The sequence below is a fragment of the Algibacter luteus genome (assembly GCF_900141715.1).
Classification (GTDB): Bacteria; Bacteroidota; Bacteroidia; order Flavobacteriales; family Flavobacteriaceae; genus Arenitalea; species Arenitalea lutea.
Map to the genome: position 1 here is coordinate 166067 of NZ_FQYK01000004.1, position 21698 is coordinate 187764.

The 21698-nt window shown below is 31.4% G+C and carries 23 protein-coding genes; 9 read left to right on the forward strand and 14 right to left on the reverse strand.

Features of this window, described 5'->3' with window-relative positions; all coding sequences use genetic code 11:
- Positions 1–5: 5 nt before the first annotated feature.
- From BUA46_RS09210 to smpB, 3 genes are all read right to left on the reverse strand, one after another.
- A complete protein-coding gene (locus tag BUA46_RS09210; protein ID WP_019386552.1) occupies positions 6–1901 on the reverse strand; it encodes a Xaa-Pro dipeptidyl-peptidase in 1896 nt (631 codons plus the stop codon).
- Positions 1902–1924: 23 nt separating this feature from the next.
- Positions 1925–2476, reverse strand: a complete 552-nt coding sequence (locus BUA46_RS09215; RefSeq protein WP_019386551.1) for a hypothetical protein — start codon at positions 2474–2476, stop codon at positions 1925–1927.
- Positions 2477–2541: 65 nt separating this feature from the next.
- Complete coding sequence (gene smpB / locus BUA46_RS09220) at positions 2542–3000, reverse strand: SsrA-binding protein SmpB (protein ID WP_019386550.1); 459 nt, start codon at positions 2998–3000, stop codon at positions 2542–2544.
- A 111-nt stretch (positions 3001–3111) separates the two neighbouring features.
- Between smpB and BUA46_RS09225 the strand changes: the two genes are divergently transcribed.
- A complete protein-coding gene (locus BUA46_RS09225; protein ID WP_019386549.1) occupies positions 3112–4713 on the forward strand; it encodes a S41 family peptidase in 1602 nt (533 codons plus the stop codon).
- 93 nt (positions 4714–4806) lie between these two features.
- The gene (lpdA, locus tag BUA46_RS09230) at positions 4807–6207 is read left to right on the forward strand and encodes a dihydrolipoyl dehydrogenase (protein ID WP_019386548.1); all 1401 of its coding nucleotides are present in this window, start codon (positions 4807–4809) and stop codon (positions 6205–6207) included.
- Between the two features lie 52 nt (positions 6208–6259).
- Here lpdA and BUA46_RS09235 read toward each other — a convergent pair whose 3' ends face one another.
- Positions 6260–6460, reverse strand: a complete 201-nt coding sequence (locus tag BUA46_RS09235) for a hypothetical protein (RefSeq protein WP_019386547.1) — start codon at positions 6458–6460, stop codon at positions 6260–6262.
- 116 nt (positions 6461–6576) lie between these two features.
- A complete protein-coding gene (locus BUA46_RS09240; RefSeq protein ID WP_019386546.1) occupies positions 6577–7359 on the reverse strand; it encodes a S1/P1 nuclease in 783 nt (260 codons plus the stop codon).
- A gap of 171 nt (positions 7360–7530) precedes the next feature.
- On the opposite strand from BUA46_RS09240, the gene BUA46_RS09245 reads away from it, so the two are divergent.
- The 4 genes from BUA46_RS09245 to BUA46_RS09255 all read left to right on the forward strand — a co-directional run bounded on the left by BUA46_RS09245 (position 7531) and on the right by BUA46_RS09255 (position 10014).
- Positions 7531–8103, forward strand: coding sequence for an RNA polymerase sigma factor (locus BUA46_RS09245; protein WP_019386545.1), 573 nt, complete (start codon positions 7531–7533; stop codon positions 8101–8103).
- The gene (locus BUA46_RS15120) at positions 8103–8279 is read left to right on the forward strand and encodes a hypothetical protein (protein WP_019386544.1); all 177 of its coding nucleotides are present in this window, start codon (positions 8103–8105) and stop codon (positions 8277–8279) included. The genes BUA46_RS09245 and BUA46_RS15120 overlap by 1 nt, the downstream gene beginning before the upstream one ends.
- 45 nt (positions 8280–8324) lie before the next feature.
- Entirely contained in the window at positions 8325–9152 is an 828-nt protein-coding gene (locus BUA46_RS09250; RefSeq protein WP_019386543.1) for a mechanosensitive ion channel family protein, read from the forward strand.
- Between the two features lie 316 nt (positions 9153–9468).
- Complete coding sequence (locus BUA46_RS09255) at positions 9469–10014, forward strand: RNA polymerase sigma factor (RefSeq protein ID WP_019386542.1); 546 nt, start codon at positions 9469–9471, stop codon at positions 10012–10014.
- A gap of 20 nt (positions 10015–10034) precedes the next feature.
- Here BUA46_RS09255 and BUA46_RS09260 read toward each other — a convergent pair whose 3' ends face one another.
- The 6 genes from BUA46_RS09260 to BUA46_RS09285 all read right to left on the reverse strand — a co-directional run bounded on the left by BUA46_RS09260 (position 10035) and on the right by BUA46_RS09285 (position 15191).
- Positions 10035–11561, reverse strand: coding sequence for an ATP-binding protein (locus BUA46_RS09260; protein ID WP_019386541.1), 1527 nt, complete (start codon positions 11559–11561; stop codon positions 10035–10037).
- A 5-nt stretch (positions 11562–11566) separates the two neighbouring features.
- On the reverse strand, positions 11567–12055 hold the full coding sequence (locus BUA46_RS09265; RefSeq protein ID WP_019386540.1) for a Rab family GTPase: 489 nt from the start codon (positions 12053–12055) through the stop codon (positions 11567–11569).
- The gene (locus BUA46_RS09270; protein ID WP_019386539.1) at positions 12042–12860 is read right to left on the reverse strand and encodes a hypothetical protein; all 819 of its coding nucleotides are present in this window, start codon (positions 12858–12860) and stop codon (positions 12042–12044) included. Before BUA46_RS09270 ends, BUA46_RS09265 begins: the two co-directional genes overlap by 14 nt.
- A 14-nt stretch (positions 12861–12874) precedes the next feature.
- Positions 12875–13237: a coiled-coil domain-containing protein gene (locus BUA46_RS09275; protein ID WP_019386538.1), complete on the reverse strand. Its 363-nt coding sequence runs from the start codon at positions 13235–13237 to the stop codon at positions 12875–12877.
- 181 nt (positions 13238–13418) lie between these two features.
- Positions 13419–14135, reverse strand: a complete 717-nt coding sequence (locus BUA46_RS09280) for a LytR/AlgR family response regulator transcription factor (RefSeq protein ID WP_019386537.1) — start codon at positions 14133–14135, stop codon at positions 13419–13421.
- 3 nt (positions 14136–14138) lie between these two features.
- Complete coding sequence (locus BUA46_RS09285) at positions 14139–15191, reverse strand: sensor histidine kinase (protein ID WP_019386536.1); 1053 nt, start codon at positions 15189–15191, stop codon at positions 14139–14141.
- A gap of 191 nt (positions 15192–15382) precedes the next feature.
- On the opposite strand from BUA46_RS09285, the gene BUA46_RS09290 reads away from it, so the two are divergent.
- On the forward strand, positions 15383–15775 hold the full coding sequence (locus BUA46_RS09290) for a MotA/TolQ/ExbB proton channel family protein (RefSeq protein WP_019386535.1): 393 nt from the start codon (positions 15383–15385) through the stop codon (positions 15773–15775).
- A gap of 124 nt (positions 15776–15899) precedes the next feature.
- Here the strand turns inward: BUA46_RS09290 and BUA46_RS09295 are convergent, their stop codons facing one another.
- Both BUA46_RS09295 and BUA46_RS09300 read right to left on the reverse strand, forming a co-directional pair.
- Positions 15900–17258, reverse strand: coding sequence for a DEAD/DEAH box helicase (locus BUA46_RS09295; protein WP_019386534.1), 1359 nt, complete (start codon positions 17256–17258; stop codon positions 15900–15902).
- A gap of 41 nt (positions 17259–17299) precedes the next feature.
- Positions 17300–18190, reverse strand: a complete 891-nt coding sequence (locus BUA46_RS09300; protein WP_019386533.1) for an aldose 1-epimerase family protein — start codon at positions 18188–18190, stop codon at positions 17300–17302.
- A gap of 80 nt (positions 18191–18270) precedes the next feature.
- On the opposite strand from BUA46_RS09300, the gene pabB reads away from it, so the two are divergent.
- Positions 18271–19575, forward strand: coding sequence for an aminodeoxychorismate synthase component I (gene pabB, locus BUA46_RS09305; protein WP_019386532.1), 1305 nt, complete (start codon positions 18271–18273; stop codon positions 19573–19575).
- Here the strand turns inward: pabB and BUA46_RS09310 are convergent.
- A complete protein-coding gene (locus tag BUA46_RS09310; RefSeq protein WP_019386531.1) occupies positions 19572–20264 on the reverse strand; it encodes a hypothetical protein in 693 nt (230 codons plus the stop codon). The genes pabB and BUA46_RS09310 overlap by 4 nt on opposite strands.
- 122 nt (positions 20265–20386) lie before the next feature.
- On the opposite strand from BUA46_RS09310, the gene tilS reads away from it, so the two are divergent.
- A complete protein-coding gene (gene tilS / locus BUA46_RS09315; protein ID WP_019386530.1) occupies positions 20387–21697 on the forward strand; it encodes a tRNA lysidine(34) synthetase TilS in 1311 nt (436 codons plus the stop codon).
- The last annotated feature ends 1 nt before the right edge of the window (position 21698 follow it).

Sequence of the window (21698 nt, forward strand, 5' to 3'; positions counted from 1 at the left end):
TTTTGTTATTCTTCAATTGCTAAGTTTAGTGCTTCTAATCCTCCAACAATAGGCAATGTCAAACTAGTGCCGTCTAAATCAATGGTTAATTCAGTTCCTGGTTTTGGATGTAAAGTATATTCTTTATCGCTAGAAAAAATTATTAAGCCTATTTGTTGGCCTGCTTTAATTATTTGATCATCTGGTTGTAATTCGAAAGTAACATCATAAAATTTACCAGGTATAAGCGGTTCGCTTTCAGTTAACGATTTATGGTTTTGAGGATCTGCCCAACCACGCGTGATGATGTTATCGGTAATTTTTACTTTACCTTCATTCCAAGGTAGCGAAACCAACCAAACTGATAAATTAGCTGCAGGTTTACTGCTCGCCAATTTTACTGTAATTTTAGGAACTCCCGATATATGCAAGTCTTTTGATAACGTGGGAGACACATATAATAAACGGTGTTTACTTGTTTCTGATTTAGCTAATTCTTCGCCAGCTATTGAATAGTCATCTATTAAAGTTTCTTGTCCCTTTTTTTGAGACTGTTCAGCAGTTAATCCACCTGAGTTAGGTGCTCCAGAACTTAAAAATAGCGTAACATCTTGCGCATCAGGGTTAGGGTAATCATTATAAGGAGTAGGTTGATTTCTTTCATCATTTTCACGAACGATATAAGCTTTATCGGGTTGGTTTTCAATGCCATTATCAACACCATGTAAATACTTAGTAAACCACTTGTTCATCATACTTAAAGGTGGTGGTCCGCCATGTCCATTTTGATGGTAATAGATGTTGGTGTGTAATCCCATTTCTTTCGCTTTTTTGTAAATGCGATAGCTGTGTTCTGGCATAACATTCCAATCATTAAAACCATGAGACATCAATAATGCCGCTTTCATGGGAGCCATATCGTTTAAATAATCTCGACCTGCCCAAAAATCATTATAGTCGCCATTAATTCTATCCATACCGTTTTTCATTTCGGTATCTCTAACTTTAGCATTACTGTAAACACGTTTAGATATAGGTTTTTTAGGAATTTTGGAGTCGTTAAGCTTTGTGTTTTTTAGTGGTATAATTGGTTCTTCGCCACCGCTATGAATAAAATCATATAATACATCAATATCTTCACCCAAATAACCTCCCGGAGATCTCACCAAACCGTTAGAGCGGTAATAATGATAGTAAGATGTGTTTGGTGCAATAGGTATTATCACTTCCAACCCTTCTACGCCAGTAGTTGCAGCCGCTAAGGGAATGGTTCCGTTGTATGAAGTTCCAGTCATTCCAACTTTACCGGTGCTCCAATAGGCTTTTACTTCTTTTTTGTTATAGGGTTCAGTATAACCTTTTGCTCTACCACACAACCAATCAACCACTGTCTTTGGTGCTAAAGATTCGTTATCATCACCTACCGTTGGAGATCCTTGCGAAAGTCCAGTTCCTGGTGAAGACGAATGCACCACAATATAACCTCGTGGCACCCATTTTTTAATATGCGAATTCGAAATTATAGGTCGTTTGCCTCTGCGTGTCACTTCAGGATGTACACGTGGTTTTTCAGATAGTTCTCCAAGTTCGTTATTAACATCCCAAAATAGGCCATCCACATCTGGTGCAACTCCAGCAAAATACGGGCTAGAAACATATATCACAGGTAATTTTAGACCTTCAGTTTCTGTTTGATAAGGTCGGGTAACAGATACGTGCATGCGGTCTAGTTTCCCATCACCATCAGTATCAAATGTGGTTTCAACAAATAAATCATGTCTAATCCATTTATCTGGTGTATTAAAAGCTCCAACTATTTGTGCTTCACCATCTTTAAAACTAGGTTTTGCTTTGTCTTGGGCTACACTTTTTAAGATAAAAAAACTTAGAAAGAAAGTAAGGATGTAGTATTTCTTGATCATAAAAATTTGAAATTAATTGATGGTTATGGTAAGTATACCTTTGGAATGGGATTGTTTTCAGTTTCTTGAGTCCAAAAAATATTTACAACCCACCAGCGCTTGCCGTCATTTACTAATTGGATACTATTGATGCCTCGAATAAATGGAGATTCATCGCCTTCGCTATAAAACGATTCGTATGTACTTAAAACATGAGTGATATTTCCGAAGGTGTCAACTTTTCTATTAATTTCTTTTTCAAAAAAACCATTCTCAACTAGCCATTTTCCTGAACTCTTGATATAATCATCCGGACTCATATATCTTACTCCAAAATTACCTTCTTTATCTTGCCCTGACGGAATTAATTTTGCATCTGGCTTAAATAGAAACTTAAATTGTTTCCAATTTCTTTTTTGCCCTTTTTCACCAGAGATAACGGCATAAAGTGTTTTGATTGTACTATCTAAAGTTAAAACGGTAGTGCTATCTATCTTAAATTCAATAGAGTCTTGATTTGCTTTTTTGTTTTTGTATTGCGCATGAATACTTGTAGAAACAGTAATGACTAAGAGTACAACTAAGAACTTCTTCATATATAAAAATTTAAAGTTGAAAAATAGGAAAACTCAATAATTATAAGCGTTAATAAACCCTTAAATTATTTATATATTTTTTTAATACGGTCTAGGTTTCGCTTGTTATCTCTGTCTTTTATGGTCTCTCGCTTATCATAAAGCTTTTTGCCTTTTGCTAATGCAATTACAAGTTTTGCATAGCCTTTTTCATTTATAAACAGGCGTAACGGAATAATAGTAAGTCCAGTGTTTTGAACTTCCTTATTTAATTTTTTAAGCTCTTTTTTGTTCAAAAGCAGCTTTCTAGTAGCTTTAGGTTTATGATTGTAATACGTGCCATAAAGGTATTCTTCAATGGTCATGTTAACTACAAATAACTCACCCTTTTCATTAAATTCACAAAAGCTTTCAGCAATAGAGGCTTTACCACTTCTAATAGATTTAATTTCGGTACCCGTTAGCACAATGCCAGCAGTATACTTATCTAAAATTTCATATTGAAAGCGTGCTTTCTTATTTTGTATGTTAATGTTCTTTTGCATGAAGCACAAAACTACATAATTTATTGTGAGATTTTCACTTAACGACATTGAAAAAGTTAAAGAATGATTAATCGGTTTTTTGATTGCTTAAATACCATTAAATTAGCCTGAATGAAGCGAATACTTTTTATGCTTATGCTTATTGCTGTTTTAGTATCATGTAAAAGTGTGGCTAAACATAACGAGCAGATTACCAAATTACATAGCGTTGAAAATTTGCATAGCGATATTGATAAGCTATACAATCAACTTAAGCGTCATCACCCTAAGTTATATCAATACACTTCTAAGGAGGATCTAGATTTTAAATTTGATAGTTTGAAATTCACCATAAATCAACCAATAGATTCTCGCACTTTTTATAGAAAAATAGCGCCAGTGGTAGCTTATGTAAAGCAAGGTCATGTAGCGGTAAGTTCTGTCTCAAAACGATTTACGAGAAATGAAAGAAAACAACTAAAGAAGACTACTTTTGAGTTTTATAAATTAGAATTTGAATATTTAGAAGACAAGCTTTGGGTAAAAAATTACAAGGGTAAAGATTCAATTTTAAAAGGCAAAGAAGTAGTTACTATTGAAGGAGAATCTGCAAAAGATTTAGTGAAAAGATATAAAACACGATTTGCTTCAGATGGTTATAACACCACATTGCATAATCGCTATGTTTCAAAGGGCTTTTCAACATTTTATTATCGAGACAAAGGGTTTTCTGATAGTTTGAAAGTAACTTTTAGATCGAAAGACTCCTTGTTTTCGAGAGTTTTTAAACGCATAGATAAAGAAGATAAGAAAAAGAAAAAACGGACTGCAGAAGACACCACATCCGCAAAAAAAATAAAATTCAATAAACTTTCAAAAGAAGAAAAGAAAGCAAAACAGCTGGCAAAACGTAAAAGAAGAAAGGATGATAGAAAATATGGATATCTGGGTGAAAATAACAAGTACACCCGAAATTTTAGTTTTATAGGAAAAGATAGTAGTGTAGCTTACATGAAGCTTCGTAGCTTTACTAATGGCAATTATAAAAGATTTTATAAAGAGAGTTTTGCTAAATTAGATTCTGCCAAAACCAAGTATTTTATTTTAGATTTAAGAGACAATGGTGGTGGTAGAATAGCCGAAATAGATTATTTATATTCCTATTTAACAGATGAATCTTACCAGTTTATTACAGAAAGCGAAGTAACGAGCAGAACACCTTTTTTAAAATCATTTATGAGTAACACAACGCCGAATAGTTTAAAAGTATTGAGTGCGGTATTTTATCCAGTTGTAGCGGCTCATAATCTATTTAAAACTAGAAACCGTGATGGTAAAACATATTACAAGTTTAACAAGCATACCAAGATAAAACCACCTAAACCTATGCATTATAATGGGAAATTGTATGTTTTGATTAATGGTAATTCTTTTTCGGCATCTTCGTTGATTTCGACGCATTTAAAAGCAAACGACCGCGCTATTTTTGTTGGTGAAGAAACTGGAGGTGCTTATAACGGCACAGTAGCTGGTGTTTACAAAATTTACCAATTGCCAAATACTAAAATTAAAGTGCGGATGGGGCTCATGCAAATAGAAGCTCCACAAAAACAAAATCCTGATGGTTACGGCGTAAAACCAGATATTACCATTTTACCAAAATTAGAAGACAGACAATTAAATATTGACACCGAATTAGATTGGATTTTAAAAGATATTCATAAACACGATTAATTTCCAAAAAAAAGAATATTCCTTGAATGCCTTGAATCTAAATTTGTATTTTTGAATTTAGATTTTTAAATACTAAAACTTCAAAGTTATTATATGAATTCATACGATGTAGCCATTATTGGTTCGGGTCCTGGAGGATATGTTGCAGCGATTCGTTGCGCGCAATTAGGCATGAAAACTGCCATTATAGAAAAATATGCCACACTTGGTGGTACATGTTTAAATGTAGGTTGTATTCCAAGTAAAGCGTTATTAGATTCGTCACACCACTACGAAGATGCTATTAAGCATTTTGAAGAGCATGGTATAGAGGTACCAGGCGAGGTTAAGGTAAATCTAGAAAAAATGATTGCTAGAAAACAAGCTGTTGTAGACCAAACTACAGGTGGTATTGATTTTTTAATGAAGAAGAATAGTATTGATGTTTATCAAGGCTTAGGAAGCTTTAAAGATGCTACGCATATTACAATTTCAGGTGATAAAACGACTGAAATTGAAGCAAAAAACACAATTATTGCAACTGGAAGTAAACCTTCAAGTTTACCATTCATAAACATTGATAAAGAGCGAATTATAACTTCTACAGAAGCTTTAAAACTTAAAGAAATTCCAAAACATTTAATTGTAATTGGAGGAGGCGTTATTGGCTTAGAATTAGGGCAAGTTTACAAACGTTTAGGGTCAGAAGTAACTGTTGTAGAGTACATGGATAGAATTATTCCAACCATGGATGCTGGTTTATCTAAAGAACTTAATAAGGTTTTTAAGAAAGCTAAATTCTCGATGCAGGTGTCTCACAAAGTGAAATCTGTGGAGCGTAAAGGAAAAGAAGTTATAGTAAAAGCAGATAACAAAAAAGGAGAAGAAGTAGAATTTAAAGGTGATTACTGTTTAGTTTCTGTTGGTCGCCGCCCATATACGGATGGCTTGAATGCGGAAGCAGCAGGTGTGAAGCTTGATGATAGAGGTCGAGTAGAAGTAAACAATCATTTGCAAACTAGTGCATCTAATATTTATGCTATTGGCGATGTTGTAAAAGGCGCGATGTTAGCTCATAAAGCGGAAGAAGAAGGTGTATTCGTTGCAGAGACACTTGCTGGACAGAAACCACACATAGACTATAACTTAATTCCAGGTGTAGTTTATACTTGGCCAGAAGTTGCTGCTGTTGGAAAAACTGAAGAACAATTAAAAGAAGCTGGTGTCGATTACAAAGTTGGTTCTTTCCCAATGCGAGCTTTAGGTAGAAGTAGAGCAAGTATGGATTTAGACGGATTTGTAAAAATTCTTGCAGATAAATCTACAGATGAAATTTTGGGCGTACATATGATAGGTGCACGTGCGGCGGATATGATTGCCGAAGCTGTTGTTGCTATGGAATTCAGAGCCTCTGCTGAAGACGTTTCTAGAATGTCTCATGCGCACCCAACATTCACAGAAGCTATCAAAGAAGCAGCATTAGCAGCTACTGAGGATAGAGCTTTACATATATAGATTATTAAATAAAATAATTAAAAAAAGGCTTACCATTTTGGTAAGCCTTTTTTTATTTTTTACCTCCTAAGAATCCTAATGCTAAGGCTACAATACCTAAAGCAATAGTAATATATGAGTTAGTATTATCTTGGGCTTCTATACTTAATTCTCCAATACTTACAGCAGCTTCTGGAGCCACTAGCGTGTATATACCATAGCCTAAAAGTCCTAATCCGACTACTAATAAAACTGTTTTAACTGATTTGTTCATACCTTATATAGTTAGTTTATTCAAACAAGATAGTTAATTTTTAAATAAACCATTTCGCCTACTACTGTTTATAAGGCTAATTAAGGATTATGATTCAAAACTGGAAACAATTATAATTAAAACAGCTCATTTAGCACCTTAGCCAAACGAATTCCAGCTATTTGTAATTGCGTTCTAACTGTTTTAAAATGATGATAAGAATAACGGTATCTTAAATTTTCTTCTGGTTCTGCTGAGTCATATATTTTTCTAGTTAATTCATGCGTTTCATTTACCCAATCAATAACTGATCCTTTTTGAATGGCTTTCACCTGTGCCTTACTTAAAACATCGGCATTTTCAGCTAATTCAACATAACTCATATCAAATTTTTCAATCATATCGGAATCCCAAACTCTATGAAGATTAGAATCCTCATAATGCCATTGTACTTTAAAATCGTTTCCGCCTCGATCTTCCTTTAAACCAATATGCATGGGCTGATGTAAGTCGCCTATTAAATGAATTAGAAGTTTTAAATAAAACGCCTTATCGTCATCTGAAGCTTCATCATCTGAAATGATTTTTTTACAATAATTAATTCCTGAAACTAAATCGCCTTCAGGGTTTTTCTCTGAATTCTCATAGTTTTCATCTAAAGACATATTGATGTAATGCCATGTGTAAAATTCGTTATAACGCTTATCTGCTTTTATCTCATCAGCAAAAGTAGAAACAAACGCGAGCGATTTTCTGTTGAGCAAACGATTTATCTCACGTTTAGCTTTTCCTGATAAATAGTCATCCGCAATTTTACCAACGACGCGGTGTCCGGTTTGTCCCCAAAAATCATCATTTGCAAAAGTTTGATATGGTAAAATATAAAGTGAAGCTAAAAGTAAAGTGTAAATAAATTTCATGCCGTTAATTTTTAGCTAATTTAAATATAACGGATAAAGAAATTCATAAATAATCCGGAGTTAACAAAAGTTTAATAAAACAGTATATTTTTAATTTTTTTCAAAAACGCGTGACTAATTATAAAATGTAGTGTCTTATTCTACATAACACGTAAATAGCGCAAGCTAATTTTGAAAACCCTCGACAATATAAATAGTTTATCTGATGAAGATTTGGTACAAGCAATTGTTAAAACAAATGACACATTGCTTTTCGAAACGTTATATGATAGGTTCGCACGATTGGTGTACAATAAATGTTATGGTTTTGCAAAAGATGAAGATGAAGCTAAAGATTTAACACAAGATGTGTTTTTAAAACTCTTTGTAAAGTTGGCTAGTTTTAAAGGTAAATCGAAGTTTTCAACTTGGTTATATGCGTTTACATATAATCACTGTGTAAATTACGTAACCAGAAACACGGCTAAAAAATTTGAAAAGCAGTCGGTAGATTACACTGATTTAGAAAACTTATCAGAGGAGGAAGACGACAACAGTTTTCTAAGTATGAAGGTTGATAAATTAAAAGTAGCATTAGAACTCATTTCTCCGCAAGAGAAAATGATTTTATTATTAAAGTACCAAGATAATTTAAGTATTAAGGAGATTGAAAGTGCTTTAGGAATAGGAGAAAGTGCAGTTAAAATGAGAATAAAACGTGCAAAAGATAAACTTATAAGCGTTTATAACCTAAATGACAAATAATGGATAATCCATTTAAACATATAAACCAGCCTATTAAGGAAGTTCCGCCAGAACTCAAGGAGAAAGTGATGAATGATATTGCCATGGCAAAACTCATCATGGACCTGGCAACGTTATTTTCTTATAATATTGGCGATGTTATTGAAACCGTTATTAAGAGTAGAAAATCAAAGTAAATTATATTAAACCAAACCTAAAATCCCTAAAAAAATAATTTAAACATGGAAAAAGCGACAAAATGGAAAGATATGGCCATGGAATCTCTATCAACGATGTGGCTTGAAATATCAAAAATATTTCCAAACATAATAGGAACTTTAATTGTTTTAATTTTTGGTTGGTTAATTACCAAATTAATTGTAAAAATTATTAAGAAGGTTTTAAAGCTTGCTAATGCTAACAAATTGGATGATGCTATTAATGAAATTGAGATTATTGAAGGCAAGAAGTTAAACTTTGATACGGTTAAAATAGTCTCAAACTTTGTAAAATGGGTCATGTATGTGATGCTTATTATTATGGCATCAGATATTATGAACTTAACCATGATTTCTCAACAAATAAGCAATTTATTAGCTTATTTGCCACAATTATTTGCAGCGTTAGTCATATTTACTGTAGGTTTAATTTTAGCAAACCTTGTTAAGAAAGGATTGAAATCGTTGTTTGAGTCCATGGATTTATCAGGAGCAAAACTGATAAGCCAGTTTGTATTTTTTCTAATATTAATCTATGTTTCGATTACAGCCTTAAACCAAGCTGGAATTGACACCGAAATCATTACAAGTAATATAACTATGATTCTTGCGGCCTTTTTATTGGCATTCGCATTGGCATTTGGTTTTGGGTCTCAAAAAGTAGTTGGAGATTTGATGAGAACATTTTATACAAGAAAGACCTATGAAATAGGACAAAAAATAGAATTTAATGATATTAAAGGTGAAGTAGAGTCAATTGATGGCATTACAATAACCATATTAACAGATACAGGCAAAGTGATAGTGCCTATTAAAGATATTGTAGAGAGTCAAGTAAGATTACAGGATTAACTTTAAGTTAGGGTTAAAATTTGGTTGGTTACTTTTCTGTAAATTGAAAAGCTCTCTACATTATATCATCCCTTTTCATGAATTTGAAAAGGGATTTTTTTAATGAATTAAGTGAGACTTTAAGAATACAAATGGTCCACTCCGATTATAACTGCATTCAGCTTTTATATAAAAACCGTCATTTCCTACATAAATATAAACACATTATCTATATTATTTGTATTTAGTCTAGTTTTGTAAATTATTGTTTTACAAAAATCAGAACAAAGTATCAAGCTTTAATATTGGGATACCTTAACATTTAAACCAATTAGTTTTGACAGATCAAGAATTAGTATCCAGAATTGTAGACCACAACGACACCGCATTATTTAGTGTATTATATGACAGATTTTCACATAATATTTATAATAAATGCTACCATTTTGTGAAAAATGAAGATGAGGCTAAAGATTTAAGTCAAGATATTTTCTTAAAATTATATTTAAAATTATCGAGTTTTCAAGGAAAATCTAAATTTTCTACTTGGGTTTACTCATTTACCTATAACCATTGTGTTAACTACGTTAATAGAAATCCTAAACGTAAATATGAAATGCGATTAACAGAAAATTTCGATATTGAAAACTACGCTGAAGATAGAGATGATTCCATGGATCACTTAGAAAGAAAAGGTAAGCGAATTAATAATGCTTTACAAAAAATATCGGTCAATGACCGTTCTATTTTGGAGTTAAAATACAAACAAAATTTAAGCTTAAAAAATATTGAAAATACTTTGGGAATTGGTGAAAGTGCTGTTAAAATGAGAATTAAAAGAGCCAAAGAACGTTTAGCGAATTCTTATGCCATGGCAGTTTAATGTATTAAGTAAAAAATTATCTAATCCGTTGATTTCTTTAAGTATTTCTGAATTCCTTCCAACAAGTTTTTCTTATCAAAAGGTTTTATTATAACATTGTTAATGCCGTTTTGTTTAAAGCGCTTAATGTCTTCTTTATAGGCTTGAGTTGATAAAACGATAATTGGAGTTTTTTTATATTCTTTTGAAAGATTTCTTACTGAAGCCGCTAAGTCTATGGCAGAGAAACCTTCTATTGTATTGGATAATAATATGATATCTACCTTTTTATCAATAATATTGGGAATTAACTCTTCGCCTTTATTTATAATATTCACATAAAACAGTCCTGTTGAGGCTAATGTTTTTAAAATAGTAAGCTGTATTAATTCTGAATCTTCAACTAACAGAACATTATATCTTCCCTCTAATTTCAGTAATTGTTTATTTAACAATTCTTCCTTTTGGCTCTGGTTGTAATTTGATGTTTTAAAACTTAAATTACATATAAATTTAGAGCCTTTATCTATTTCACTTTCAACCTTTATATTACCATCCATTTCGGTAATTAAGTATTTTACAATAGACAAACCTAAGCCAAAACCTCTGTCAATTTTCACATCCGATTCTAAGTTAGTAAACCTATTAAAAATAGTTTCAAGATGTTCTTTATTTATGCCACAACCAGTATCTGTAATTTCAAAATGAAGATTAACCTTTTTCGCCCTTTTGTAATTAAGTGATATATCTAGTGTTATGGAGCCTTTTGTGGTATTATTTATGGCATTATTTAAAAGATTGTTTAAGATTTGTTTTAATCGATATTGATCGCCCTCAACAAATTCAGGAATATTTTCGGCTATTTTGAAATTAAAATCAATACCCTTTTTATTTGCCATGTATTCGTACATAATTGCAACTTCATTCAGCAATTCTTTTAAATTAAATACTTTATCAACTAAAATTAACTTTCCCGATTCTATTTTTGAAATATCAAGTATATCTTCAATTCTGTTTTTTAAATCTTTGTTAGCCGATTGAATAATATTGATGTAGTTTTTTTGCTCAGTTGATAAATCACTATTATTTAATAAATCGCTAAATATTATAGACGCCGTAATTGGGTTTCTAAGTTGATGGCTAAAATTGGCAATAAAATTATTTTTAAATGTCTCTTTTTCTTGTAAGTATTCATTTTTAAGAACAAGAATTTGAGAGTTTATAATGGATTCGTTTCTAGTTTGTGCGGTAAGTTGATAGTTATTGTAATGTTTGGTTAAATTCTCAATAATTAAAAGATTTTCTTGATTATTTTGAGGTCTAAAAGTAAGGTCGACAACATAAGGTTTACCATTAAACTCTAGGTTAATACAAGTAAACTCGAAACATTCATTTTTTATTAAAATCAAGTTGTTTAAAATCTCAAAGAAAGGATGAGTGTCTTGTATTTTATCGTTTACTTTTATGGGAAAAATAGGATTGTCTACTTCTAAAACACATCCAGAATCATCAACTAAAATATATTGAAAATTGTTTGTATGATATTTTTCTAAATAGGGTTTTAGCATCTATTTCAAATTAAGTCTTCAGCAAGTTTAGAGAATAGTTTTTCAACTTTACTTCCTGTTTTTGCACTTACAAAATAATCAACATGGGGTTCAAAAATGGTTTGGTGTTCTTTTAAATAAATTTTATTTACTAAATCCATTTTGTTCCCAACTACTTTTACGGGGATTTTAGGATAATTTTCTTTTAAAAAGGACAGTTCAGAATTAAGATCTTGGAAGGTAACAGGTCTTGATAAATCAAAAACATAAATAAATCCGTTAGTACCTAATAAATAAGACGGTCTCGTTTTTTTTATATCGTCTTGTCCTTCTAAATCCCAGATTATTAATGAAATTTGTTCTCCTTCGGGAATAGTTATGGTTTTTTTAGAAATATGAACACCAATGGTTACTTTGTAATCTTCAGAAAAAGTATTTTCAACAAAGCGCCTTATTAATGAGGTTTTTCCAACTCCAAAATGACCTATTAACACAATTTTTTTAGATACTGTCATTTTTAAAGAAATCTTCTATTTTTTTAGATAATAGCGATTTGTTTTTTAAGTGTTTTACTATTTTTTCCTTGTCGGCAAATTCAAATAATTTGTCTTCTAGTTGGTCCTTAAATATAACATTGTAAGCACCTGAAACTACAACGGCAATATAGAAGGAAGAAAAATTTTGAATATGAATATGGTAAAGGTCGTATTCAATATATTGTAAATTTTGACTCTCTTTTTTAAAGGCATCTTCAACAAAGCTTTTAATAGCTGTAAGCATACCAGCCACCATATCTTCATCTGCCATTTTGTTTTTTGAATATTCAGCTAATAGAAGTCCAGAGCCTTTTTCAATAATAATTATTTGTTCAATTTTGGCATTGGTTTGTTCTTGAAGAATTAATTCTGATTCGTTAATGCCCGAAGCTTTAGATTTCGCTCTTCTAAAAAATCGTTTAAACGAGAAGGTTTTGTTAACTTGATTATTTATCCTTTCTGATAATAATTTCATTTCATGCTGCACGTAACGCTTTATCATTTTACCTAAAATTGGATAAAGAGCTTCAACAACCGCATCTTGGGAATTTTTAATTTCTGTTTTTAATGCTTCAGTTATAGTAGGCCCGAGCGTTTCAGGTATTTCTTTTACAAACTCATTTAACTTGGTTTCAATTATAGGGTCTACTTTAACAGATAAGTTTTCTTTTTTGTTGACGGTGTTCTCAAGAATTTTGATTTTTTTTTCAATTGCAGACACAAACTCTCGCTCGTCGGTGAGCAAGATATCTTTAATTATATTTAATTTTTCATCTTGATTCATCAACGCGAATAAGTTTATTCAGCTATTTTTTCTCCCAATTTTATAAAAAGCTCGCTTAATAGTTTTCTATCGGTCTTTTTATTGTCCATTTTAGAAAGTTTGTCGCTTATTGACTTTTCAAGATCGGTAATTCTAATATTGATGTCTGTACTTAACGAATCAATATTTTGTAACAATTCAGACTCAACTGTACTAATTAAATCTTGAAGTTCTTCTCTTTTACTTAAAATATCAGCTTTTAGAGTTTCGAATTCTTGATTGTATTCTTGAATATTTTCCCCAAAAATAAGTTCTTTTATAGCGTCAATTTTTGAATTATTGTTTTGAGGTTTGTCGTTTAAATTTTTAACGCTTTCTTCTATTGCTTGTTTTTTCATTATCAGCTTGTTTAGTGAAACTAATACACAAAAGTAGAATAAAATAAGCGATAATAGCTAATTAGGTGTTTATTTTGTACTATTTTATATATGATTTAATGATTTTTATGGACGAAATGGGGGTGTAATTCCTTAAATCAAGCAAACAAATATTAGACTTTATTTAGTTTGATAAAAGGTTTTAGTAGCTTTCTAGAATTTTTAAAACATCCTTTTTATAACTCCTACTAATGGTTAATGCTGTATTATTGATGGTGATTTCTTCGTTTGTAAATGAGCTGATATGTTTTAACGAAATGATGTAAGAACGATGAATTCTTAAAAATCGTTGTTTCGGTAGTTTGGCTTCGATTGCGCTAATTGTTTCACGAGTTACTATGGTTTCATTAGGTAAATGAATTTTAATATAATCACTATAGCTTTCAATGTAAATTATAGATTCAAAATCTATTTTTAGCATGCGTCTATCGGCTCGAACAAACATGAAATCGTTTATTTCTAAATCCTCTTTCACACTTTGATTCGAGTCAACATGGATTTCAAAATACGTATTTATTGCTTTGAGTAATCTTTCAAAAGAAATAGGCTTGAGCAAATAATCTACTGCTTTCAATTCAAAACCTTCAACTGCGTAATCTCGATATGCGGTAGTGAATATGACTTTTACATTTTTGTTAATCGATTTGGCAAATGAAATACCTGAAATTTCAGGCATATTAATATCCAGAAACACCAAATCTACTTGCTGTTCTCTTAATAATTTAAAAGCATCAATGGCGTTACTGCAACTTCCTACAATTTCTATATTTGGTATTTTAGTAAGATGTGTTGCAATAATTTCTCTAGCAATGGATTCATCATCTACTATAATACATTTTATGTCTTTTGAATCTGGCATAAACTAAGAAATTACAAGGTTTAATTTGACTTTGAAAACATCGTCTTTATTTTCAATATCAAGCGAATAGTCACCTTTATAAATCAAATCTAAACGTTTTTTTATGTTTTCCAAACCAATACCTTTTTCAGATTCAGAATTAGAATCACAAGTGTTTTCAATTTCGAAAAAAAGAGTGTTGTTTTTTTGAAACAGCTTAATATCAATTGATAAAACGCCATTTTTTAAGCTACCATGTTTAAAACTGTTCTCTACAAAAGGCAGCAAAAGCATTGGAGCAATTTGTACATTTTCTGGAATATGTTTAGTTTCAAAATTAATATTTAATGTATTATTAAAACGCATTTTTTCAAGTGCTATATAATCGTTAATATGATGGAGCTCATCATTCAGTGGTACAAAGGGTTTATCGACTTGGTAGAGCAAATAGTCTAATAAATTAGAAAGTTTCAGAATCATTTCAGGTGTTTCATCTGCCTTTTTTAATGCAAAACCATACATGGTATTTAGTGTGTTAAACAGAAAGTGTGGATGAATCTGCATTTTTAAATAATTCAATTCTTGTTCCTTTAATTTAAGTTGCGTTTCTAAAATTTTGGTTTCTAGTTTTTTTGCGTCTTCTGTATGTTTTAAATTCAATTTTAGAAGTTTAAAGGCACTAACAATAATAACAACAAGATATACAGCAATAGCAACTAATAGGAGACTTTTACTAATAGGAGCCATGTTGGCATACTTAAAATTCGAGAGGTAAACGAGTCCGTAGAATACAGAAATTACAATTAAATATGCCGAAATAATTAAGGCATATATGCTGTACAGTACGAATAAAAAGTAGCGTTTAGTTATTAAATATTCTGGAATTAATTTATATATAAAAGTATACGTTGTGGCAATAGTTATGGGCATTAAAAATAATGAGAACGACAACACATAACTAAAATCGCTGCTATCTACACCGAAAAAATAAGTATAAAATAATAACACCCCACACCAAAATAAAGTATGGAGTAAAACTTGACCTATTTTATGTAAAACCTTTGGAATTGTAAACATAACCTATTAAACCATATTACAATAATACTATAAATTTGAAGCTATTAAAGTTTTTATAGACGAATAACAGGATTAGCTCTGGTTTTAGCATCATGTTATATTAATGACTAAATTAGTCATCTGTCGCATTTTAAATTAAAAGAAGCCTTAAGTGTTTATGTTTGTGGCATGTTTAATTAAAATTTTGAATTATGAATGTATTATCAGTTATTTCGTTAAATGTTTTTGTGGATAGATTTATGGAAGGCGGTCCATTATTTATGTCTTTTATTTTAATCTGTTTGCTTTTGGCCTTGTTTTTTATTGTTTTAGGTTTTGTTAATCTTAAAAAAAATGTGGCGAAATCAAAAAAAATGACGGGTTTAGCTTCCGATGCAAGTATATTAGGCTTAGTATTTGGGTTTTTAGGATCTATAATTGGAATGATAACCGCTTTTGATGCAATAGAGTCTATGGGCGATATTAGTGCAAGCATGATGGCAGGTGGACTAAAAGTATCGTTCTTAACAACAGTTTTTGGAGCTATTACATTTATAATTCCAAGAATAGGTATTATAATATTGAAAGGATTGCAGAAAAGCTAAAAGTTTTCATGGGACAATTTCAGTTAATCATAGAAATCTCTTTTTCATTTAATTGAAGATGGGATTTTTTTGTTTTAGAATTTTCTAAATCACTGCGGCCAGGTGGAGGAATAACTAAATACTTTTACTTCTTAAAATTCTTATTACGTCGGTTGTAATTCTTATCACCTTTAGTTTTTGGCTTTTTATACTTTGCCGCAATTTTAAATTTATAGGAACCTCCTAAATTTTCTTTCTGATTTTTAGCTGATTTCTCATGAAATGCAGGCCCTGGAGCATCTTCGTCGCTACGTTTGTTTGGATTGTTGCGCTCTTTTATCTGTGGACGTTCTTCTTCAATAAGCTCAGTAGAAATCTCAACAGTTTCCGGAAGCTCTTCAACCGGAATAGTCATTTTCATTAAAGCTTCAATGTTTTCAATGGCTTCTTGATCTTTTTCCGTTGTAAACACTAGTGCTTCACCTTCACGTTCGGCACGACCAGTTCTACCAATACGGTGCATGTAGTTTTCTGGGTAATCAGGTGTATCAAAATTAATAACATGACTCACATTATCGATATCTAAACCACGTGCCATAACATCGGTAGCTATTAAAATGCGGTTATCACCATTTCTAAAATGCTCGATACTTCGTAGCCTATAATTTTGTGTTTTGTTAGAATGAATAACACACAATTCCTCTTTAAAATGTTCATCTAGCTTATCGAACAATTTGTCTGCCATTCGTTTAAACGCCACAAAAATTAATACTTTATTAAAATGTTCTTCATCTTGAAGCATTTCTACCAATAAATTAACTTTGGTGTAAAAATTAGGAACATTGTAACGTTTTTGTGCAATGTTTTCAAGTGGTGTACCTGAAACAGCAATAGAAACGCGCTCTGGACTTTTAAAGAAATCATTAATTAGTAAATCAACATCTTGCGTCATGGTTGCCGAAAACATAATGTTTTGTCTTCGTTGCGGAAGAATATCGAATATATTGATAAGTTGGTGTCTAAAACCTAAATCGAGCATCACATCAACTTCATCAATCACTAATTTCTGTATAGATTTTAATTGTAAAACTCGGGTTAAAGCCAAATCGTATAAACGACCAGGTGTAGCAACTAGTATATCTAAACCTTCGGCAATAGCTTTTTTTTGTGTGTTAATGTTGGTGCCTCCATAAACACCTAAAACACGATTGTTAATGTATTTAGATAGCTTTTCAATTTCATCAACCACTTGTACCACTAATTCTCGAGTTGGTACTAAAACCAAAACTCTTGGATTTTCTTGTTCAGAATACTTTAAGTTTTTTAAAATAGGCAACATGTAGGCAAAGGTTTTACCTGTACCAGTTTGCGCAATACCAACCACATCCTTACCCGAAGCCACCACATTAAAGGCTTGTTCTTGTATAGGAGTAGGCGTTGTGAAACCTAAATCGTTTATGGCGTTAAGAAGCGGTGTGTTTAAATTTAAATCTGAAAAAGTCAAAATCTTGATATTTTGGGGCAAAGTTACACTTATTCTTGGCTTTAGGCTAAATGCGTGTTGTCTATTTCGATAATATACGATGCTTGAAATGTTTTATTAGCCTCTAAACTCAAAATACCTTCTTTATCAACAAGGTTTTGGTTTGTGTTTTCACTATCTGCAATTCCAAGCCAAGGCTCGATGCAGATAAAATCACCATTGGGTTTAGCCCAAATACCTAAATATGGAAAGCCTTCAAAATTCACAGAAAGAATAGGTCCGCTTTTTTCACTCATCAACCTTATTTTTCTAGATTTTGTGTCTTTAAAAACTAAAGCGTCTTTTAGAAACAAATCATGTGTTAACAGAAGCTTATTAGAATTATTAAAAACGAGTTCAGTTTTATCAGAAATGAGTCCGTTATCCATATTAATAAAGTGTCTTTTAGAATTTTCAACCTGATCAAATTCTAAATAATAATCGTCATAATTTTCATTTTTAAAAGCAGGGCATTTAAAAGCAGGATGTCCACCAACCGAAAAATACATGGTTTTATCATCAGTGTTTTTAACGGTGTGTTTAATTTCTAGATTATTGTCTGATAGCGTGTATGTGATAAAAAACTCAAAATGGAAAGGATATTTTGTTAATAAATCCTTATCTGAAACCAGCTTATAAGTTAAGCTGTTTTTGGTTTCTTTGTGTAAAATGATGTTTTGATTATGCCTAACAAAACCATGCTTTGGAAGTTTATATGCCTTATTTTCAAAAACATAGGTGTCGTTTTTTAATGCGCCAATTACAGGAAACAAATTAGGTGCAGAACTGCCCCAAACATTTGGGTCTGCATGCCACATGAATTCAGTTTTGTTTTTTACAGATGTTATTTTACTTAATTCGGCACCAATGGTATTAACACTAATTTTTAGTTTATCGTTTTCTAATGTGTGCATACTTTTTGTTGTTTAAACTAATGTACAAAAATCTTCATATTTTAAGTATTCTAATTAACTTTGTTCAATATTTATTTTAATTGAGAACAACACAAGTTTATACTTTCGAGCGTATTAGAAAATTCAAAAAACAGTTACTAGACTGGGCTCAACAATTTGAAGAGGTTGTTTGGTTAGAATCTAATCCTGAAAATAATAAAGAACACCAAAAGCATTATAATTATGATGCAGTATTGGCTGTTGATGCATTTACGAGCATAAAAACCGATTTTACCGATGGTTTTGAAAAGTTAAAAGAATATCAAAGCTACTCGAAAGACTGGATTTTCGGCTATTTGTCGTACGATTTAAAAAATGATGTAGAAAATTTAATATCTCAAAATTTTGATGGTTTAGGGTTTCCAGATTTATACTTTTTTCAACCAAAAAAGTTGTTTTTAATAAAAGGCACTCAAGTTGAAATACAGTATTTAAATGTTGTTTCGGATGAAATTGAAGATGATTTATTTGATATAAAAAATAAGTCTGAAGCTGCTCGAGGCACGGTTTTTTCAGATATTAAAATAAAACTTCGAACTCATAAAGATGAATATTTTGATAAGGTAACAACCATGTTAGAGCATATTCATAGGGGCGATATTTATGAGGCTAATTTTTGTCAGGAGTTTTATGCCGAAAACACACAAATCAATCCGCTTGAAACCTATCAGAAATTAAACAATATATCAAAATCGCCATTTGCAACATTCCTAAAATTGGAAGAAAAGTTTGTGTTAAGCGCTTCACCAGAGCGGTATTTAAAGAAAAACGATACTACAGTTATTTCACAACCTATAAAAGGTACAGCAAAACGGGCTCTAAACCCTTTGGAAGATGCTGTTTTAAAAACCAATTTAGCTCAAGATTCTAAAGAGCGCAGTGAAAATGTAATGATTGTAGATTTGGTTCGAAATGATTTATCAAAAACAGCCATAAAAGGAAGTGTTAAAGTAGAAGAGCTTTGTGGCATTTATAGTTTCAACCAAGTGCATCATATGATTTCTACTGTGGTTTCTTCAGTAAATGAACAAACGAATTCCGTAGATATTCTAAAAAGCACGTTTCCAATGGGAAGCATGACAGGAGCTCCGAAAATTTCAGCAATGAAAATTATTGAGCAATTGGAAAAAACAAAGCGCGGTATCTATTCGGGAGCCATAGGCTATTTTACACCTAAAGGCGATTTCGATTTTAATGTCGTTATACGAAGCATTTTGTATAACGCCACAACGAGATATGTCTCTTATTCTGTTGGAGGCGCAATAACCGCTAAAAGCGATCCGTTAAAAGAATACGAAGAGTGTTTGGTTAAAGCCAAAGCCATGCGCGAGGTTCTTGAAAACTAATCTAAATGTTCTTTAAAATCTTCAATAGCAAGTTTTAAAACACGTTCAACGCGTTTAGCCTCAATAGATTTCACCTTCGCTATTTCTTCAAAAGATAATTTACCAAATACAAATAAATCAACAATATCTGAAACTTTTAAAGGTAACCAAGTGTAGAATTTACCTAATAAATGTTTGTTGCGTTTTGAAGATAAATCTGTGATTTCTAAGGCATTTTTAATAGTAGAATTATTATCATCATAGAGAAATACTTGTTTGGCTTCACCGTCTTGCCTGTATGAGATGTCACTCAACTCTTCGTTCATAATTAAATCGAAATCTTCATCAACTGTAAATTTTTCATCTAAACCATCCAATTCATCTTGTAAAATGGTATGCGTACTCATGGTTTGTTGATGGAATTTCTCATTTTTAAAAAGCGCATCTAAATCGTTATCTACAATTTTAAAAAGGCTAATTTTTATAGTTGCTGCATCCGCATCAATGTTGTAGCCAGCTTCATAAAATTTCGCAATGCCTTCATCAATAATGTCATGAGAGTTAAACATGTTTTTAGGAATAATGCGCGTAGACTCAGCTATATACAATCTATGTTTTACATACGCTTGTAAATGCTGTGTTGCAGATACAACCTTCTTATTGAATTCATCTGTCGTTCTCTTATCGTTTAGTTTCTCTGAAGTGCACATAATCTTATAATTTTAATTACTTTCTTAAAGTTACAAAATTCGAGATAGTTTATTATGATTTTTGTCATTTGAATTATCAGGAAAGTGAATTATATAATAGTCAAAGTTGTATATTTGAAGGCATGCTACAGGACTTAAAGAAACGCATAGAAACCCGACTAGATTTTTTAAATCATAGCAAACTTCTTATTGCCATATCTGGAGGAATTGATAGCGTGGTTTTAACTTTTTTATGTAAGCAAATAAAACTCAATATCTCATTAGCACATTGTAATTTTAATTTACGAGGAAATGAAAGTGATACAGATGAAGATTTTGTATTAGAGTTAGCCGAAGATTTAGATTTAGAAGTTTTTGTGCAACGATTTGATACCGAAGCCTATGCTAAAGATAACAAGCGTTCTATCCAAATGGCTGCCAGAGAATTACGATACAATTGGTTTGAAGAACTCGCAGCTCAACTCAAGTTTGATTACATATTAACCGCGCATCATGCCGATGATAATTTGGAGACCTTTCTAATCAATTTTACAAGAGGAACCGGACTGGAAGGTTTAACAGGAATTCCAGAGGTTAACGGAAAATTTGTTCGACCCTTATTATCTTTTTCAAGTGCCGATATTAATGTTTATGCTAAAGAAAACAACATTAAATGGCGAGACGATAGCAGTAATGCCTCAACTAAATATCTTCGAAATAAGCTTAGACATGAAGTCATTCCTATCTTAAAAGAAATTAATCCCAGTTTATTAAATAGTTTTCAAAGCACATTAAATAACCTCAATGAAACTGCTTTAATTGTTCAAGAAAGTATCGATAAGTTTTTAAACGAAGCTATTGAGAGTATTGATGACAATGTAGTTAAATTTAAGATTTCAGCGTTCAAAAATCTGGAGCACCAAAGACCATATTTGTACGAATCGTTTAAAGAATTTGGCTTCACGCAATGGGATGATATTTTAAATTTATTAGATGCTGAAACAGGCAAGCAAGTGTTTTCGACCACCTACAGGTTAATTAAAAATAGAGATCATTTATTGCTAAGTAAAATAGAATCTGAAGATTTTAATGAGATCGAAATTTTAGAGTCCGATACAAAAATTGAAACACCTTTGGGTATTTTGTTTTTTGATGAAGCTGAAGCTGTTTTAGATCAATGTTCGAATACGATATTTATTGATAAGGAGAAGTTGCAATTCCCTTTAAAAGTTAGAAAGAAACAGGAAGGCGATTATTTCTATCCATTAGGAATGACAGGTAACAAGAAATTAAGCAAATATTTTAAAGATGAAAAATTTTCGCTTTTAGACAAAGAAAATACTTGGTTATTGTGTTCAAGAGGAGAGGTTGTTTGGGTTATTGGCAAAAGAGCAGATAATCGTTTTAAGGTTACTGAAAACACAAACCAGATTTTGAAAATAGAGTTAAAATAAT

Bases quoted from the DNA above. Each gene is read 5' to 3' on its own strand.
- BUA46_RS09235 (WP_019386547.1), bottom strand. From the start codon at position 6,460: ATGAACAAATCAGTTAAAACAGTTTTATTAGTAGTCGGATTAGGACTT.
- BUA46_RS15120 (WP_019386544.1), top strand. From the start codon at position 8,103: ATGGATAATCCATTTAAACATATAAACCAGCCTATTAAGGAAGTTCCG.
- BUA46_RS09215 (WP_019386551.1), bottom strand. From the start codon at position 2,476: ATGAAGAAGTTCTTAGTTGTACTCTTAGTCATTACTGTTTCTACAAGT.
- BUA46_RS09310 (WP_019386531.1), bottom strand. From the start codon at position 20,264: ATGTGCACTTCAGAGAAACTAAACGATAAGAGAACGACAGATGAATTC.
- tilS (WP_019386530.1), top strand. From the start codon at position 20,387: ATGCTACAGGACTTAAAGAAACGCATAGAAACCCGACTAGATTTTTTA.
- BUA46_RS09290 (WP_019386535.1), top strand. From the start codon at position 15,383: ATGAATGTATTATCAGTTATTTCGTTAAATGTTTTTGTGGATAGATTT.
- BUA46_RS09240 (WP_019386546.1), bottom strand. From the start codon at position 7,359: ATGAAATTTATTTACACTTTACTTTTAGCTTCACTTTATATTTTACCA.
- BUA46_RS09265 (WP_019386540.1), bottom strand. From the start codon at position 12,055: ATGACAGTATCTAAAAAAATTGTGTTAATAGGTCATTTTGGAGTTGGA.
- BUA46_RS09210 (WP_019386552.1), bottom strand. From the start codon at position 1,901: ATGATCAAGAAATACTACATCCTTACTTTCTTTCTAAGTTTTTTTATC.
- BUA46_RS09285 (WP_019386536.1), bottom strand. From the start codon at position 15,191: ATGTTTACAATTCCAAAGGTTTTACATAAAATAGGTCAAGTTTTACTC.
- BUA46_RS09250 (WP_019386543.1), top strand. From the start codon at position 8,325: ATGGAAAAAGCGACAAAATGGAAAGATATGGCCATGGAATCTCTATCA.
- BUA46_RS09275 (WP_019386538.1), bottom strand. From the start codon at position 13,237: ATGAAAAAACAAGCAATAGAAGAAAGCGTTAAAAATTTAAACGACAAA.
- smpB (WP_019386550.1), bottom strand. From the start codon at position 3,000: ATGCAAAAGAACATTAACATACAAAATAAGAAAGCACGCTTTCAATAT.
- BUA46_RS09260 (WP_019386541.1), bottom strand. From the start codon at position 11,561: ATGCTAAAACCCTATTTAGAAAAATATCATACAAACAATTTTCAATAT.
- lpdA (WP_019386548.1), top strand. From the start codon at position 4,807: ATGAATTCATACGATGTAGCCATTATTGGTTCGGGTCCTGGAGGATAT.
- BUA46_RS09300 (WP_019386533.1), bottom strand. From the start codon at position 18,190: ATGCACACATTAGAAAACGATAAACTAAAAATTAGTGTTAATACCATT.
- BUA46_RS09280 (WP_019386537.1), bottom strand. From the start codon at position 14,135: ATGCCAGATTCAAAAGACATAAAATGTATTATAGTAGATGATGAATCC.
- BUA46_RS09225 (WP_019386549.1), top strand. From the start codon at position 3,112: ATGAAGCGAATACTTTTTATGCTTATGCTTATTGCTGTTTTAGTATCA.
- BUA46_RS09270 (WP_019386539.1), bottom strand. From the start codon at position 12,860: ATGAATCAAGATGAAAAATTAAATATAATTAAAGATATCTTGCTCACC.